Origin of the sequence: Klebsiella michiganensis (genome assembly GCF_015139575.1) — a bacterium.
Lineage (GTDB): Bacteria > Pseudomonadota > Gammaproteobacteria > Enterobacterales > Enterobacteriaceae > Klebsiella > Klebsiella michiganensis.
Genome location: NZ_AP022547.1, coordinates 5,069,039 through 5,086,593, shown reverse-complemented (window position 1 = coordinate 5,086,593; position 17,555 = coordinate 5,069,039). Strand labels below are relative to the sequence as shown.

The 17,555-nt window shown below is 50.9% G+C and carries 14 protein-coding genes; 10 read left to right on the top strand and 4 right to left on the bottom strand.

From position 1 onward, the window contains the following. Positions 1-405 carry a DUF2541 family protein gene (locus JLG71_RS23770; protein WP_148842210.1) on the bottom strand — a complete coding sequence of 135 codons (405 nt, stop codon included), beginning with the start codon at positions 403-405 and terminating at the stop codon, positions 1-3. A gap of 387 nt (positions 406-792) precedes the next feature. On the opposite strand from JLG71_RS23770, the gene dnaK reads away from it, so the two are divergent. The 4 genes from dnaK (at position 793) to JLG71_RS23750 (ending at position 5,520) form a co-directional block, all read left to right on the top strand. Continuing rightward, the gene (dnaK, locus tag JLG71_RS23765) at positions 793-2,709 is read left to right on the top strand and encodes a molecular chaperone DnaK (protein WP_004128758.1); all 1,917 of its coding nucleotides are present in this window, start codon (positions 793-795) and stop codon (positions 2,707-2,709) included. 87 nt (positions 2,710-2,796) lie between these two features. Continuing rightward, the gene (dnaJ, locus tag JLG71_RS23760) at positions 2,797-3,933 is read left to right on the top strand and encodes a molecular chaperone DnaJ (RefSeq protein ID WP_014837364.1); all 1,137 of its coding nucleotides are present in this window, start codon (positions 2,797-2,799) and stop codon (positions 3,931-3,933) included. Between the two features lie 167 nt (positions 3,934-4,100). Next, positions 4,101-5,048, top strand: coding sequence for a LysR family transcriptional regulator (locus JLG71_RS23755; protein ID WP_025106854.1), 948 nt, complete (start codon positions 4,101-4,103; stop codon positions 5,046-5,048). Positions 5,049-5,172: 124 nt separating this feature from the next. Further along, the gene (locus JLG71_RS23750) at positions 5,173-5,520 is read left to right on the top strand and encodes a phage holin family protein (RefSeq protein WP_014227856.1); all 348 of its coding nucleotides are present in this window, start codon (positions 5,173-5,175) and stop codon (positions 5,518-5,520) included. 77 nt (positions 5,521-5,597) lie between these two features. Here the strand turns inward: JLG71_RS23750 and JLG71_RS23745 are convergent, their stop codons facing one another. Together JLG71_RS23745 and JLG71_RS23740 are read right to left on the bottom strand one after the other, a co-directional pair. After that, the gene (locus tag JLG71_RS23745) at positions 5,598-6,131 is read right to left on the bottom strand and encodes a glycoside hydrolase family 108 protein (protein WP_032747870.1); all 534 of its coding nucleotides are present in this window, start codon (positions 6,129-6,131) and stop codon (positions 5,598-5,600) included. 16 nt (positions 6,132-6,147) lie between these two features. Further along, positions 6,148-6,591, bottom strand: coding sequence for a winged helix-turn-helix domain-containing protein (locus JLG71_RS23740; RefSeq protein WP_014227858.1), 444 nt, complete (start codon positions 6,589-6,591; stop codon positions 6,148-6,150). Positions 6,592-6,976: 385 nt separating this feature from the next. Between JLG71_RS23740 and JLG71_RS23735 the strand changes: the two genes are divergently transcribed. The 5 genes from JLG71_RS23735 to nhaR all read left to right on the top strand — a co-directional run bounded on the left by JLG71_RS23735 (position 6,977) and on the right by nhaR (position 15,842). Then, entirely contained in the window at positions 6,977-9,076 is a 2,100-nt protein-coding gene (locus JLG71_RS23735) for a glycosyl hydrolase family 18 protein (RefSeq protein WP_200913853.1), read from the top strand. Positions 9,077-9,166: 90 nt separating this feature from the next. Beyond that, a complete protein-coding gene (locus JLG71_RS23730) occupies positions 9,167-12,226 on the top strand; it encodes a chitinase (protein ID WP_200913852.1) in 3,060 nt (1,019 codons plus the stop codon). Between the two features lie 328 nt (positions 12,227-12,554). Next, positions 12,555-13,247 (top strand): winged helix-turn-helix transcriptional regulator, encoded by a 693-nt coding sequence (locus JLG71_RS23725; protein WP_025108496.1) that lies wholly within the window; start codon positions 12,555-12,557, stop codon positions 13,245-13,247. Positions 13,248-13,714: 467 nt separating this feature from the next. Continuing rightward, positions 13,715-14,890 (top strand): Na+/H+ antiporter NhaA, encoded by a 1,176-nt coding sequence (gene nhaA, locus JLG71_RS23720; protein WP_025108497.1) that lies wholly within the window; start codon positions 13,715-13,717, stop codon positions 14,888-14,890. Between the two features lie 52 nt (positions 14,891-14,942). Then, positions 14,943-15,842 carry a transcriptional activator NhaR gene (nhaR, locus tag JLG71_RS23715; protein ID WP_014227863.1) on the top strand — a complete coding sequence of 300 codons (900 nt, stop codon included), beginning with the start codon at positions 14,943-14,945 and terminating at the stop codon, positions 15,840-15,842. Between the two features lie 167 nt (positions 15,843-16,009). Here the strand turns inward: nhaR and rpsT are convergent, their stop codons facing one another. Next, a complete protein-coding gene (gene rpsT / locus JLG71_RS23710; RefSeq protein ID WP_003018940.1) occupies positions 16,010-16,273 on the bottom strand; it encodes a 30S ribosomal protein S20 in 264 nt (87 codons plus the stop codon). 330 nt (positions 16,274-16,603) lie between these two features. Here rpsT and ribF point away from each other — a divergent pair, with 330 nt between their 5' ends. Continuing rightward, positions 16,604-17,542 carry a bifunctional riboflavin kinase/FAD synthetase gene (gene ribF, locus JLG71_RS23705; protein ID WP_004098483.1) on the top strand — a complete coding sequence of 313 codons (939 nt, stop codon included), beginning with the start codon at positions 16,604-16,606 and terminating at the stop codon, positions 17,540-17,542. Positions 17,543-17,555 lie beyond the last annotated feature (13 nt).

Here is a 17,555-nt window from a genome sequence, read left to right as displayed (position 1 = left end):
TTAATCGTCGCCAATGATTTTTAGCGAGGCCATGTCGGAAGAGTTAATCGTGTGGCCAGAAAAAGCGATTTTTTTTACGCAGCGCTTGTTATCGTTGTCGCTATTAATGTTAATCCAGTCGGTGGTTGCCCCCTGTTTGATGGTTGACGGAACGTTGAGGCTCTGGCTGGCGCTATTGCTGGCTTTAAAGTACACCGTCGCGCCGGAGAGCTGGACGTCGCCGCGATCGGCAGTGAGCTGAATCCGCTTAATCACCCGGCATATCGGTAACTTCAGCGTGAGATCGTTAGTCTCATTTCGCGGCATGGCGACAATCCCTAAAATTTTATGATCGTTAGCGGATGCTGATGTTATTAAGGCGGCGCTTAAAAATAACCCTGCTGATATATGAATCAGTGATTTCATGAGGATTTCCTGAATATTGGATGTGTCATAGCGGGGGCGTATTTTATCACCGGAACTTTATTGTCTTTAGCACGTAATCATTGCGGATTATGTCAATTGTTTTATGAATATATTTAACTTTAATTATTATCATTAATTATATTTTGTGCGTTTTTAGGCCCGCTTTCCGGACCTCTGATGAGGCCTGCTCGCTACCCGACGGCGCGGGCAGGGCAAAAATTTTTTTGTATCCCCCCTTGATGCCGCGGTGGGCGACCCCATCTTGTAGTCAACCGCAGTGAATGAACCTGAAAAAAAAATGATGTCTGGGTAGTTGAAACCGCACGTTTCGCCCTTATTACAGGTTCACAACCACATGTTGACTGAATTTTTAGTGGAGACGTTTAGATGGGTAAAATTATTGGTATCGACCTGGGTACTACCAACTCTTGTGTAGCGATTATGGATGGCACTACTGCACGCGTGCTGGAGAACGCCGAAGGCGATCGCACCACGCCTTCTATCATTGCCTATACCCAGGATGGTGAAACTCTGGTTGGTCAGCCGGCTAAACGTCAGGCAGTGACAAACCCGCAAAATACCCTGTTTGCGATTAAACGCCTGATTGGCCGCCGCTTCCAGGACGAAGAAGTCCAGCGTGACGTTTCTATCATGCCGTACAAAATCGTTGCCGCAGACAATGGCGACGCATGGCTTGATGTGAAAGGCACCAAAACCGCACCGCCGCAGATCTCTGCCGAAGTGCTGAAGAAAATGAAGAAAACGGCTGAAGATTACCTGGGTGAACCGGTAACTGAAGCGGTTATTACCGTACCTGCTTACTTTAACGATGCTCAGCGTCAGGCAACCAAAGACGCCGGCCGTATTGCAGGTCTGGAAGTCAAACGTATCATCAACGAACCGACTGCCGCTGCGCTGGCTTACGGTCTGGATAAAGAAGTCGGCAACCGCACTATCGCGGTGTACGACCTCGGTGGTGGTACCTTCGATATCTCCATTATCGAAATCGACGAAGTTGATGGCGAAAAAACCTTCGAAGTTCTGGCGACCAACGGTGATACCCACCTGGGCGGTGAAGACTTCGATACCCGTCTGATCAACTACCTCGTTGACGAGTTTAAGAAAGATCAGGGCATTGACCTGCGTAACGACCCGCTGGCGATGCAGCGCCTGAAAGAAGCCGCTGAGAAAGCGAAGATTGAACTCTCTTCCGCTCAGCAGACCGACGTGAATCTGCCGTACATCACCGCAGATGCCACCGGTCCGAAACATATGAACATCAAAGTGACCCGTGCGAAACTGGAAAGCCTGGTAGAAGATCTGGTTAACCGTTCCATCGAGCCGCTGAAAGTTGCTCTGCAGGATGCTGGCCTGTCCGTATCCGATATCCAGGACGTTATCCTGGTTGGTGGTCAGACCCGTATGCCAATGGTTCAGAAGAAAGTTGCTGAGTTCTTCGGTAAAGAGCCGCGTAAAGACGTTAACCCGGACGAAGCCGTTGCCATTGGCGCTGCTGTTCAGGGCGGCGTCCTGACGGGTGAAGTGAAAGACGTTCTGCTGCTGGACGTTACCCCGCTGTCTCTGGGTATCGAAACCATGGGCGGCGTGATGACTGCGCTGATCAATAAGAACACCACCATCCCGACCAAGCACAGCCAGGTGTTCTCAACTGCTGAAGACAACCAGTCTGCGGTAACCATCCATGTTATTCAGGGTGAGCGTAAACGCGCATCGGATAACAAATCTCTGGGTCAGTTCAACCTGGATGGTATCAACCCGGCACCGCGCGGTATGCCTCAGATCGAAGTGACTTTCGACATCGATGCTGACGGTATCCTGCATGTGTCCGCGAAAGACAAAAACAGCGGTAAAGAGCAGAAGATCACTATCAAAGCCTCTTCTGGTCTGAACGAAGAAGAAATTCAGAAAATGGTACGCGATGCTGAAGCTAACGCAGAAGCTGACCGTAAGTTTGAAGAACTGGTACAGACCCGTAACCAGGGTGACCACCTGCTGCACAGCACGCGTAAGCAGGTTGAAGAAGCAGGCGATAAACTGCCGGCTGACGATAAAACCGCTATCGAGTCTGCGCTGACCGCGCTGGAAACTTCGCTGAAAGGTGAAGATAAAGCCGATATTGAAGCGAAAATGCAGGCGCTGGCCCAGGCTTCCCAGAAGCTGATGGAAATCGCTCAGCAGCAGCACGCTCAGCAGCAGGCTGGCGGCGCTGACGCTTCCGAGAGCAACGCGAAGGACGACGATGTTGTTGACGCTGAGTTCGAAGAAGTGAAAGACAAAAAATAATCGCCCTTTGAACGGGTAAAACACTGGCACGGGCGAAGAGGTTTCCTCTCCGCCCGTGCACGCATGTTAAGGGGCTGAAAAACACCAATGGCAAAGCAAGACTATTACGAGATTTTAGGCGTTTCCAGAACAGCGGAAGAGCGTGAAATCAAAAAGGCGTATAAGCGCCTGGCCATGAAGTATCACCCGGACCGTAACCAGGGTGATAAAGAGGCTGAAGCTAAATTCAAAGAAATCAAAGAAGCGTATGAAATCCTGACCGATGCCCAGAAGCGTGCAGCCTACGATCAGTACGGTCACGCCGCATTTGAGCAGGGCGGCATGGGCGGCGGCGGCGGTGGTTTTGGTGGCGGCGCGGATTTCAGCGATATCTTTGGCGATGTTTTCGGTGATATCTTTGGCGGCGGACGCGGTCGCCAGCGCGCAGCGCGCGGCTCGGACCTGCGCTATAACATGGATCTGACGCTCGAAGAAGCCGTTCGCGGCGTAACCAAAGAGATCCGTATCCCGACTCTGGAAGAGTGCGACGTTTGCCACGGCAGCGGAGCCAAAGCGGGTAGCCAGCCGCAGACTTGCCCAACCTGTCACGGTGCGGGCCAGGTCCAGATGCGCCAGGGTTTCTTCGCCGTTCAGCAGACCTGTCCGCATTGCCAGGGGCGCGGTACGCTGATTAAAGATCCGTGCAATAAATGCCACGGTCATGGTCGCGTTGAGAAAACCAAAACGCTGTCGGTTAAAATCCCGGCGGGCGTCGATACCGGCGACCGTATTCGTCTGGCAGGTGAAGGTGAAGCGGGCGAGCATGGCGCACCTGCTGGCGATCTGTATGTACAGGTCCAGGTTAAGCAGCACGCCATTTTCGAGCGTGAAGGAAATAATCTGTACTGCGAAGTCCCGATTAACTTCACCATGGCCGCTCTCGGCGGAGAGATTGAGGTTCCGACGCTGGACGGTCGTGTAAATCTTAAAGTGCCGGGCGAGACGCAGACAGGTAAGCTGTTCAGGATGCGCGGTAAAGGCGTGAAGTCCGTGCGCGGCGGTGCGCAGGGCGATCTGCTGTGCCGCGTGGTGGTTGAAACTCCGGTTGGTCTTAACGATAAACAAAAGCAGCTGCTGAAAGATCTTCAGGAGAGCTTTGGTGGACCAACGGGTGAGAAGAACAGTCCGCGCTCTAAAAGTTTCTTCGATGGTGTGAAGAAGTTTTTCGATGATTTGACGCGCTAATTGCTATTCATTTCCTGACTTTCTCCAAGCCCGGGCCTTCGTGCCCGGGCTTTTTTCTATCCGGCTTCCACACTATTTAAATTAACCTATTATTTATCAGGGCTAACAATTGATTTATTTTGAGTATTATCTATATTGCTTTTTTCATTTTTAGAGGCCTGCAGCGGATGGGATCGAAAGGTGCCAATAAGGATTTTGATTATAATTTAATCAAGACTCTTGACGCTGTTATTTCGGCTGGAAATGCTGCTAAAGCAGCCAAAAAACTTGGAATTACCCCTTCTGCCGTGTCATTGGCGCTCCGCCGTTTACAAGGGTATTATCAGGAAGAGTTGTTTGTTCGTGGTAAAGATGGTTTGTTACCTACCGCGAAGGCGATTGAAATCTATCAAAATTTCCGTCAGGTGATGGAATTGGTAGAGAGCACATTTATTTCCGACAAAAAAGATAACGCTGACGCCAGGATGACTATTTTAGGCGGAGATATCGTTGAGACTTACTACCTCTCTCAGCTTTATGCAGACGATATCTTTGAGCACGTGTTACTAAATCATTATTCATCACGAAATCTTTCCCGCGAGGTGCTGGCTGATTTACTACTCACTGCGGAATGCGATCTTCTGATTAGCAGCGAGCCGTTGAATATCCCGGGAATTGATAATCAGCTTATCGACAGCTTCAGGAGCTTTGTTTGCATTTTCGCCAGCAACCATATCCTGAGTACCTTACCTCATATCTCATTACATCATTTCTATTCTTCTCGTCACGCGATGTATCAACTGGGTAGGTATTCTCCGATGATTATAAATGATAAAGGCCTTTTTAAAGATAATCTTTATTATAAAGGATCGCGCATTATCGGCTATCGCACCGATTCACTTAATGGGATGTTAAGTATGATTGAACGCACCTCATTAATCGCATTAATGCCGTTAAAGCTGGCACTTTTTTATAAAAATCAGCGCAAATATGATATTAAGTTTGTTCAGCCGCCACCTGAACTCACGTTCAAATCTATACAGATTTATGCATCATGGGACAAAAATAGTAAAAATATATCCATCATTAACGAAGTTGTCTCCCGGTTACACACGCTGTCATCATTTCGTCGCTGAGGAGTATCTTTTCAAACACTATATCAAATATGGTTTGGTTTGATACTCTTTGATTATTTTAAAATAGTCAACCTACCTACACTCTGGTGGTGCCTTTTTATATGAGTTAATCAAGGAGTGTACTATGTCTATTCCCAACCATCTCGAAACCACGGAAGTCGTTTTGCTGGAAGTCGAAATATTGTTCACAATTATTGCTACCGGCGCCTGGGGGGGATTTGTTAGCTATCTTATCCGCCGTGATAGGCAAGAGGGTGACGATCATTCCCATAAGGGAATCATGCACTGTTTGACCCAAGTGGTGGTTTCCTGTTTTACCAGTTTTTTGCTCAGCGCTGTAGCGATTGAAAAAGAGCTTAGTTTTAATATGGTGCTACTCGCCGCCGGTCTTGGCGGAGTATTTGCAGGGCCGATTTTAAAAATTCTTGGCGAGAAAATTAAAAAAGCGCTGGACGACGCAAAAATACATTAACTACATCTTTAATGTATATCGATCATGATAAAAGGCTCATCCCTGAGTCTTTTATTAGCTATAATTAAATAATCGTGTTATTTGACTCTGGCTTTCATCCAGCCAAAAATGAACTCTTCATTTTGTCTATTTTTTTCAGTGATATCCAGGTAGTAGGCGCCCTGGCTACAGTTGAGCGCTTTGACTAATACCTCCTCTCCCTGCTTACCACGTAAGGTCAGAAAATACTTGAGGGCCGCGAGCGTTCGGGGGCCAATCTTGCCATCGGTTTTGATATCCTGGTAGCTTCTTTCTTCCCGATTTAGTGCATTTAGCCAGCGCTGTAGCCACACGCAGGGATAGTGGGGGCCAATATTGACTGCGGCATCGCAGAGTTCAAAGGAAATGGGCCAGGAGAGTGTTGATATCTGCTCGAAGCCAGGTTTAATCCAATAATCTTCTTCGAGAATAGAAAATGCTTCAGTTCGCGTCAGGTTGATCATCTCACCGGTATAACCATGGGCCCGGGCTGTCGCCTCAGTGATTCCCCAGTTGGTTGCACCACCTTTATCTTTCGGGTTCAGGCTGTAACCACCTTCCATCGCCAAAATGCCATCAATGATTGGGTTCATTTTTTCTCTCCTTGAATTAATGAATATGCAAATACATCACTGTACCGAGGGTGACAGAAAAGACCGTGGTTAATGCTGCCAGCGTCTTTCTGAAAACCTGTCGTTTGTTTTCTTTCTTCTTGCTTTCCATTGCTTTAATAGGGATCTCTTTATTAACTTGAATGCCTTGTCTTGGGATGGTGATAAAGAGATCGTTTATTCCAAGCGACTTCAGATCTCGTCTGATCAGGTAGAGTATTTGCGTTAAATTTGCATCATTGACAAAATGGCTACGACTTCCCCATAACTCTGTGGTTATTTTTTGGCGCTCAATAATATCCATATCAGCATTTTCGATGATGAAGCTAAGACACTTCGCCCTCATTGCCGTCATTTTAATGACCTTTGAGTTGGAAGCGGTTCTCAGTTCATACTTTCCTTCATTATAAACGCAATTGTCGTTGATGAGATAAGTTTTCATATTGTCGTCCTTTAGATATGATCCTGTTTGCTTGCGTTAAATATATTGTACGAGAATTGTCTTAATCTATTACTTGTCATCCGTATTATTGTAATGTCATTTGATGGTGAGAGCTTAATCACATAATCTCATGTAAGTTAAATGATATTTAACTAGATGATTAATGATATTTACTATGCTGCTGATGTTTTAATCCCGTTTTGATGAGATGCGTTTACCTGCTGATGAGCCGGAGATTATTACTATCATTTTGGCCTCATAAATTAGCGTGAAGCCTGTCTCGAAAACGTGATGTTTTGTGATTAGCCATCGCCTCGTAAGGATTGGATTATTGGCCCTGCAGAACGAACTGCGACAATTTTTCAAACTTAAAAGGAAATTAAAAATGGCTACCAGCAAATTGATTCAAGGCGATACGCTGACCGAAACCAGCAACGCCGCAGACGGCTTTAACCCGGCAACAGAAGTGAGCGCATACAGCTATACCTCCGCTCGCGTCGCTAAACCGGTCTATAACAAATACAAAGCTTCCACCACCAAACCCAAAGTCTTCGGCTACTACACCGACTGGTCACAGTATGATGGTCGTCTGCAGGGCGATGATTCAAAAGATAACCGCGGTCGCGGCTACGACCTGGCCAACGTTTCTCCTACCGCCTACGACAAAATCATCGTCGGTTTCGTCGGCGTGACCGGCTTCCACAAAGTAGACAACCTGTGGCGCGACGTGGTTGCCGAAGGTGCCGATCAGTGCGGAAAAGTGAAGTACGAGCCCACCTTTCTCGACCCGTGGGGCGACTTCCAGTCTTACGTTAACGTTGGCCATACCGTCAGCGGCTGGGATGTCGATCCGAAGACCGTGACCCAGAGTAATACTAAAGGCCTGCTCGGCGGCCTGCGCGATCTGCAGGCCAAAGCGAAGCAGCAGGGCCACGACCTGGTGCTGTCCATGAGCATCGGCGGCTGGAGCATGAGTAACGGTTTCCATGAAACCGCCGCGTCTGACGCCGCGCGTAAGGTCTTTGCCAAAGGCGTGGTAAAACTGTTCAAACAGTTCCCGATGTTCAGCGAAGTGGATATCGACTGGGAATATCCGAACGCCGAAGGCGCTGGCAACCCGTACGGCCCGGAAGACGGCGAGAACTACGCCCTGCTGATTGGCGAACTGCGTAAGCAGCTGGACGCCGCAGGCCTGAGCAACGTCAAAATCTCCATTGCCAGCTCGGCGGTGGTCAAGACGCTCGGCTACTCTAACGTCAATGCGCTGCTGGAAGCGGGCCTGTACGGTATCAACGTCATGACCTATGACTTCTTCGGTACCCCGTGGGCGGAGAGCGTGACCCACCACACCAACCTGAAGGCGCTGGAAGAAGGCGGCTGGGGGGTGGATACCGTTGTCGGCCATCTGCTGTCCGAAGGCTTCCCGGCAGAGCGCATCAACATTGGTTACGCTGCCTACACCCGTAACGGGCGCAACGCGGAGCTGGAATCCCTGTCCCCGCTGAAAGGCACCTATAACCCGGGCACCGGCACCACCGTCGGCTCCTTCGAATCGGGTACCACCGAATGGTACGACATCATTTATAACTACCTGGATCTGGAAAACCAGAAAGGCCGTAACGGCTTCAACGTCTACACCGACAAGGTTGCCGACGCGGACTACCTCTACAACCCTGACAGCAAACTGTTCATGTCCCTGGATACGCCGCGCACGGTGAAAGCCAAGGGTGAATACGCCGCCAGCCTCGGCCTGGGCGCGCTGTTCACCTGGACAATCGACCAGGACAACGGCGTGCTGGTTAACGCCGCCCGTGAAGGTCTGGGCTATGAAATGGCGTCTGAAGTTATCGATATGGAGCCGTTCTATTTCGAAGGCATCAACGTCGACCCGGCGGATGAACCGGATGAAGAAGATGCGACTACCGACGTGAACCACGCGCCGAAAGCCGCCGTTGAACTGCGCGTCGTCGGCGGCTCTACCGTACAGCTTTCCGGTGAAGGATCCTCTGACGAAGATAAAGACGATATCACCTTCAGCTGGGGTGTTCCGTCTGAAATCACCGTGGCTGACAAAACCGTTCCCGTGATCGAGTTCGTCGTTCCGGACGTTTCCGTTAAAACCAACTTCCAGTTCACCCTGTTTGTCCGGGATGTCTGGGGCGAGCCTTCTACCCAGCAGCGTTTCGTGCTGGTCGCCGTTCCGGCTGCGTCTCAGATTCAACCTGAGCCGGAAGAGGAAGATAGCGTTGTGCCCGTAGAGCCGGAAGAAGATACCACGCCGGCAGAAGATGAGACTTCGGGGGATGACACGACTACACCTTATCCGCTGTGGGATGCCGCAACCGTGTACGGTGGGAACTGGGGGTCATTCGAAACGGTAAGCTGGAAAGGCCATAACTACCAGGTGAAATGGTGGTCTCAGGGCGATCAGCCGGACCTGAACTGCGCTGCGGGCCAGGCATGGACTGACCTTGGTGCTTACTAATCCTTTTCATTAAAGGAAAAGGATTGAGTTCAACAATACAAGCCCCGGAAAACCGGGGCTTTTTCCACCAGGGAACGAGGAGTGTTGTCAATGACGGTCTCGATTAAAAACAGCCAGATCGATGTGAATAGCTGGTATCAGAAAATCACGTTAACCATCACCAATGAAAATAACCGTGCCGTGGATATGAATCATGCGGTCATTAGCTTTACCGGGTCCGGCCATCAGGATCCGTGGGGAAATTTTGGCGGTACCCTCAAAGGGGACATGCCTCTTACGTTAAGCGGTAAATCACAGGGGACCGTTGACATCAATGAAATCATTATTAATAACAGCCGGCAGCTGTTACTGCAGCCGGGCGAAAGCGGTACGTTATTCTTCAGTTTTGCCGCCACTCAGGTTCCGGTAAAACTCTCGACCTTCACATTAACTCTGGCCTCTTCGGCACAAGACGAGACAACGGATGACGCTGCAGATGAGGTTGAGCCAGAACCTGAAGTTCCCGCCGATGATGATACTGATAGCCTGAAGCCCGAACCTGAAGACAATATCCCTGCTGATGAGGAAACGGATGAGGTTGCTCCGGAACCTCAAGAGCAGGGTGATGATGCGGTTGAGGAAGAGGAAGGGATAGTTATTGCGGCAAGCCAGCTGAGTACGACCAGCTGGTATCAGCGCGTCACCCTGACGCTGACCAATCTCTATTCCCACTCTATCGATCTTAATCAACTTAAGCTGGAGTTTACCGCCAGCGGGCATCCCGATCCTTACAGCCCATTCAGCGGTTCTTTGCTCGGCAATAAGCCCGTGACGCTGGGCAGCGACGGCGGTTGGCCCATCGAGAAAAATACGATTACCCTTCATCATGATGGCGAGTTCTGGCTGACGGCCGGGGCCAGCGCCGAGCTGCAGTTCTTTCTTTCCGCTACCCAAACTCCGGTCACGATGAGCGGCTTAACCGCAACCCTGGCGCACGATCCTGGCCGTCAGGGGACGATTGAAATTCAGTTTCCACCGTTGGCGGAAAGCACAACCCTCAAGCCGACCATCGATCTGCGCTATCCAGACGCAACATCACAACGCTTTGCCGGCGAGTGGGGACAGGCTTTAGTCATCGGCGATCTTAGCGCCGGCGATTACGCTATCACCGTGCTGGAGCTGTGCAATGATGATATGCGGATCGCGCCTGTTGAATCGACGTATCCGCTTAAGCTTGTTTCCGGCCATGACGCCCAGACCTGCCGGGTTGCGTATCAATCGCCAGTACCGTTGGCTTCGGTACGCCTGACGGTCGATGCCCCTGAGTTCATCGGCGCGGAAATGGTGGTTGAGCTGTGGACGGAATCTGGCGTCTGCGAAAGAACCCTGACAATGCCCGTCAATCAAATGCAGCTGGTGACCCGGCTTACCGCGGGGCACCGCTATCAGATGGGTTTGCAACCTGCGGTTATCAATAACCAGATGGTGACGACTCCCGCCCAGCCGACTATTTTTACCCCTGAACAAGGGGTGGCGAAAGAGGTGCTCGTCGGTTTCCGGCAGACGGAGGTTGATAGCCATGATTTTGTTGAGGTTCAGGCCACTATTCTGGGCTTGCCTGAGGGCGTTTCACCCCAGCGCTATCGGTTCTGCTATGGGCAATATCAATATACTCTGATGCTGGAGAGCACTCCCCATCTGCAAACGCTGGCGATGCCTATGGCTCCTGGCCAGTACAGCGTTGAGGCGCCAGAGGTTTATCTCTCCGGGACGCCGTGGCGCTGTGAACCGGACGCGCCGCTGCGGCTGTTGCAAAGCGTCAACCATATCACCCTGGAATTTGTTCAGGGCGTTCCCTTGCAGGTTAAAGGCTGGCCAAACTATCTCGCCCACGGTGGCGTGACGGTGAATGCGGCGGACACCGTATCGCTATACCGCGACGTCCCCTTCAGCGCCCTGTTTAAATACGATGGTTTTGATGGCGGCGGTGACCCCGTCCCGGCTGCGGAAGTGGATAAAAACGGCGACGGCTTTCTTGATTATGATTCGCTCCCGATTCATAAAACCGTTCCTCTGGTACGTGAGATTGAAAAAGAGGCGGGCCGTTGCGTAATGCCGGTCATGGTGGTGTATACCGCCAATGCCAGCGGCGGCAGCGCGCTCGCCGATCTCCAGGACGCTCAGCGGTTGCGTAACCATTTTGGCAACTTCATCACCCAGTGTCTCGCGGCGCAATCCTGGAAGGATGACGAGCATCCGGTTCCCGCCACCTTTGTGCTGAACCCCGATTTTCTTGGCGCGATGCAGCAGGAGCCGTATGGCTACGCTGCGGTGCGTCAAGCGAATAGCATGCAGGTTAATGTCCAACTGGCGGCCGCGATTAACGCTTTGCCTGCGCTTCCGGGATTCAGCGCGCCGGTGTTGCCGACTTTCTCTAACGATCTCTACGGTTATGTCCAGGCGATCAACTACCTTGTGCGGCAGTTCGCGCCGGATGTGGCATTCGGCTGGCAGACAAACGTATGGGCGACAGGAACGGCAGATTGGGTACTCAGGCCGAACGCCGATCCGGCCGCGCAGGGGACCGCTATCGCCAACTTTATCAATGAGCTGGGTGTCTATAGCGGTGAGTATGCGCCAGACTTTATCGCCTTTGATAAATTTGAGCGCGATTGCTTTAGCCCTGATGCATTAGCGCACTATGCCTGGAACGCGACCTGCTGGTTTAATTATCTGGGGATGGTAAAACACGCGGCTAAAGCGCTGCGTAAACCGGCAATGCTGTGGCAAATTCCGGGCGGCCATATGCCAACCGTGGATGAAGGCAACAGTAAAATTGCCGCCGCGCATTACGCATCGGGCGGAAGCTTCTTCATGGGCGATGCGCGTATTGGCTGCGATCTCGATACCATCGCGTCAGATCTGCTCAATACGACGGTGAATAGCGCAACTTACGGCGCGGCGACCGTCGGTGACTTTTTACGCCAGGATAAGGGTTACGACTGGGGGCAAATGCAGGCATTGAATCTACCCGACTACCATGTTTTCTCAGTACTGTGGGGCGGCGGCTCGACGGTAAGCATAACCACCATTCACTCTAATGGTGAAGATGGCGGTTGGCTTGCAGATAAAATGGTTGAGTATTATACCGCACCGGCCTATTTCAGTTAATGTCGCATTTACCCCGCCATAGCGCCTGAAAAATGCATCGCTGTTCATAGTGATTCAGAATATTTAATTTCTGAATCACTATTTTTTAGTGTATTTTTATTTCGTGAGAGATAGTTTCAGCAGTTATTTTATTGTTATGTTAATTTTTTGTTTTGCGATTTATTTGTGGTTGTTGAAGTTTATATTAAGAATTTGCGCTTTGTGCTAAGTATTGCGTTTTCGTGCTTGCGGCTAAAAATATACTTCCGGGAGGATGTTTATAATGAATTGAAGATAACCTCCGTTAAGTATATCTTTGGGTAATCTATGATTATGGTAATAATGAAAAATGAAATTAGACGTTGCTGAAAATGATAATGGGAATACCCTGCATTCCTATCTTTTTTCCCAACAGGCTAAACCGCATGCAGCGCTTGATGCACTCTTCGCCTCGCTATGGCCCTTCGGTAAACCTTTTAATTTGGCTCCCGGAGATGAGTTTTTACTGAATTCAGACGGGGAAAATAAAATTGTGCTGCTGGAGTCCGGTATATTTTCGTTTTGCCGCTGTGGCAGCGGACTTCATGTTAATTCCTCTTTTGCTCCCGCCATTATCGGATTAGTCGATAGTTATGGGGTGACTTACAATGTTCCGACCCGGCCAGAACACTTTCTGATAGCGGAAACGAAGTGCAGCGGGCGCGCAGTGTCTCTGCCCGACTTTATCAAGACTGTTGATGAGTGCGATCTGTGGCACGATGTCGCACGAATACTTGCCTATCGTCTGATGGTCATGAGCGTACGCGATCGTGAACTGGTCGGTGTGGATTCTTATCTAAAGGTGAGATCGTTATTAATCGAGCTTTGGGCTTATGCCAGCGAATATCGACAAAGTATTAATGTGCTTAACTTCATTCAACGCCGAACAGGAATATCCCGTAGCCGTACCATGAAGCTTCTTTCTGAACTGAAAAAAGGCGGCTATATAACTATTGATGGCGGCCGTTTAATAGATATGAAAAAATTACCCACGGCTTTTTAATACTTTTCAGGGCAAAGGTGTTTATTAGATTAGTAGTCACCTTTTAAACTTTCTTGGTACAGCAATCGTCGAGATATACATATATTGATTATCCTGTCAATCATGCTAATGACGTAAAGAGAGATTTCCCATTGGTATAGTTTTTAAATATCTTATGGGGCATAAAAAGCGTCGACGATCGCGGCAATCGCTCATGCTTCATCCCATTCACGCTAAGCTAATACGCATAACCTTGAAGATGGCGATACGGATTCTTTCCTTATGGTCCGTTGAGGATGGAGCTGGCGTACCTCTGACTTCCTGGCCGGACAACGCAGCGCCCCCCACTGACGATCGGACGGCCAATCTCTTAATGAGGGTTAATTCGTAAAAATCGAGCTTAATGGCAATTTAAAACTGATTTTTTCGAGGTTTTCGCATATGTATTATACTTTTATCGAGTTGTTTGCGGATAAGGTGAGGTAAAAGTGAAACATCTGCAGCGTTTTTTTCAGAGCGATGCTTCCGGGGGCATTATCTTAATCCTGGCCGCCATCATGGCCATGTTATTAGCCAATACCGGCATGACCAGCGGCCTGTATCGCTCTTTTCTGGAAACGCCCGTCCAGCTGCGCGTAGGTGCGTTAGAGATCAACAAGAACATGCTGTTGTGGATTAACGACGCGCTGATGGCGGTATTTTTCCTGCTTATCGGTCTGGAAGTGAAGCGTGAAATGAATCAGGGGGCATTGGCCAGCCGTCGCCAGGCGGTGTTTCCGGTGGTCGCGGCGTTGGGCGGCATGGTGGTGCCGGCGCTGGTCTACCTGGCGTTTAACGGCCAGGATTCGATTGCCAGAGAAGGGTGGGCAATTCCGGCCGCCACCGATATTGCCTTCGCGCTGGGCGTACTGGCGCTGCTGGGGAATCGGGTGCCCGCCGCGCTGAAGATTTTCCTGATGGCGCTGGCCATTATCGACGATCTGGGCGCCATTATTATTATTGCGCTGTTCTATACGCACGATCTTTCCGTCGTGTCACTGGTTGTTGCTGCCGGAGCCATTGCTGTGCTGGCGGGGTTAAATCTGTGCGGCGTACGGCGTACCGGGATCTATATTCTGGTGGGCGCCATACTCTGGACCGCGGTTCTTAAGTCGGGGGTTCACGCAACGCTGGCTGGGGTCATTGTCGGCTTTATGATCCCGCTAAAAGAGCAGAACGGCAAATCGCCGGCGAAGCAGCTTGAGCACGTGCTGCATCCGTGGGTGGCATTCCTGATCCTGCCCCTGTTCGCCTTCGCTAACGCGGGCGTTTCTTTGCAGGGCGTCACGGTCGAAGGGCTGACCTCACTGCTGCCGTTGGGTATTATTGCCGGGCTGTTTATCGGCAAGCCGTTGGGTATTAGCGTCTTCTGCTGGCTGGCGCTGAAGCTGAAATGGGCTTCGTTACCCGAAGGAACTACCTGTAAGCAAATTATGGCTGTCGGCATCCTGTGTGGGATTGGCTTCACAATGTCGATTTTTATTGCCACCCTGGCCTTCGGTAGCGTCGACCCCGGATTGATCAACTGGGCCAAGCTTGGCATCCTGATTGGATCGATATTATCGGCCGTCACGGGATACATAATATTGCGTAAGCGCGTAACGGATTCGGGCTACGCGGCTTAACATCTCACGGAGAGCCGCTACGGCTCTCCTGGACATTATCAGGGAGAGAAGCATGTCGCATATCAACTACAACCACCTGTACTACTTCTGGCATGTCTACAAAGAGGGCTCCGTTGTTGGCGCGGCGGAAGCGCTGTTCCTGACGCCGCAGACCATTACCGGGCAAATAAAGGCGCTAGAAGAACGCCTGCAGGGGAAATTGTTCAAGCGCAAAGGAAGGGGGCTGGAGCCTAGCGAATTAGGTGAACTGGTGTTCCGCTATGCGGATCGCATGTTTACGCTGAGCCAGGAGATGCTCGACATCGTTAACTACCGTAAAGAGTCGAATCTGCTGTTTGATGTTGGCGTTGCGGACGCGCTGTCGAAAAGGTTGGTGAGCGGCGTACTGGATGCCGCGGTCGTCGAGAATGAACAGATCCATTTACGCTGCTTCGAGTCGACCCACGAAATGCTGCTGGAGCAGCTAAGCCAGCATAAACTCGATATGATTATCTCCGACTGCCCCATCGATTCCACCCAGCAGGAAGGGCTGTTTTCGGTGAAAATCGGCGAGTGCAGCGTGAGCTTCTGGTGCATGAATCCGCCGCCGGAAAAACCGTTCCCCGGCTGTCTGGAAGAACGTCGACTGCTGATTCCCGGCCGCCGTTCCATGTTAGGGCGCAAGCTGCTGAACTGGTTTAACTCGCAGGGTTTGCAGGTGGAAATTCTGGGCGAGTTTGATGATGCGGCGTTGATGAAGGCCTTCGGCGCGGCGCACAATGCGATATTTGTCGCACCGACGCTCTATGCGCATGATTTCTATAGCGATGAGTCGATAGTCGAGATCGGACGCATGGACAACGTCATGGAGGAGTATCACGCCATCTTTGCCGAACGAATGATCCAGCATCCGGCGGTGCAGCGTATTTGTCATCGCGACTATTCGGCGCTCTTTACGCCGCCTCAGGCATAGGCCAGAACGGTTTCTTGCCGCGCGGGAAAATGCCGCACCAGTTCATGCGAAAGCATGAGCTGGCTGCGATAACCAGAACGCGAGTCGTGACGTATTACGTGATAAACGACAGGCATAAAAAAACCCGCTTTCGCGGGTTTTTTTACAAAGCGACAACAAGCAGGCGATTAAGCCAGTTTGTTGATCTGAGCGGTCAGGTTTGCTTTATGACGCGCAGCTTTGTTTTTGTGGATCAGACCTTTAGCAGCCTGACGGTCCACGATTGGTTGCATTTCGTTAAATGCTTTCAGTGCAGTAGCTTTGTCGCCAGCTTCAATAGCTGCGTATACTTTCTTGATGAAAGTACGCATCATAGAGCGACGGCTAGCGTTGTGCTTGCGGGCCTTTTCAGACTGAACGGCGCGCTTCTTAGCTGATTTGATATTAGCCAAGGTCCAACTCCCAAATGTGTTCTATATGGACAATTCAAAGGCCGAGGAGAATGCCCGTTTAGCCTTCTTTTGTCAATGGATTTGTGCAAATAAGCGTCGTTTAAACCAACAACGCTTTATTACGTAGTGATGGCGCAAGATTCTACCAGCTTGTTGCAGGCGAATACAGCCTTTCGACCATAAAAATCGACGACCCCGGAGAGATTTTCCCGCAATCTCGCGCTGAGTGAATGAATTCCCGGGATCTTTCGGTGAAGAGGTGCAATCGCTGGTTAACGTCGCCAGTTGTACAAGGTATACTCGGACGATTTTCACTGTTTTGAGCCAGACATGAAGCTGATACGCGGCATACATAATCTCAGTCAGGCCCCGCACGGGTGTGTGCTGACCATTGGAAATTTTGACGGCGTGCATCGCGGGCACCAGGCATTATTGCAGCGTTTGCGCGCAGAAGGTCGCCAGCGTGGCTTACCGGTGGTGGTGATGATTTTTGAACCACAGCCGCTTGAGCTTTTTGCCGCCGATAAAGCGCCCGCGCGTTTAACGCGCCTGCGTGAGAAGCTGAATTATCTGGCCGAAAGCGGCGTCGATTACGTACTGTGCGTGCGCTTCGATCGGCGCTTTGCGGCATTGACCGCCCAGGACTTTATCAGCGAACTGCTGGTGCGCCAGCTGGGCGTCCAGTTTCTCGCCGTTGGCGATGATTTCCGCTTTGGCGCCGGTCGCCAGGGGGATTTCTTGTTACTGCAAAAAGCCGGCGTGGAGTTCGGCTTTGACGTCACCAGCACTCAAACCTTCTGTGAAGGCGGCGTGCGCATCAGCAGCACAGCGGTACGTCAGGCGCTGGCGGACGACGATCTGCCCCTCGCGGAGACGCTGCTGGGGCATCCGTTTACTATCTCCGGTCGCGTCGTGCACGGCGATGAACTTGGGCGCACAATAGGCTTCCCGACGGCGAATTTACCGCTGCGCCGTCAGGTTTCCCCGGTAAAAGGGGTCTATGCGGTAGAAGTGACAGGGCTTGGCGACAAACCTTTTATGGGCGTCGCCAACATTGGTACTCGTCCAACGGTCTCCGGCGTGCGTCAGCAGCTGGAAGTTCATCTCCTGGATGTTGTAATGGACCTCTACGGTCGCCATATAGATGTAATACTGCGTAAAAAAATACGTAACGAGCAGCGATTTGCGTCGCTTGATGAGCTGAAAACGCAAATCGCACGTGATGAGTTAACGGCCCGCGACTTCTTTGGGCTAACCGGCCAGGCATAACCCTGACGGTGTT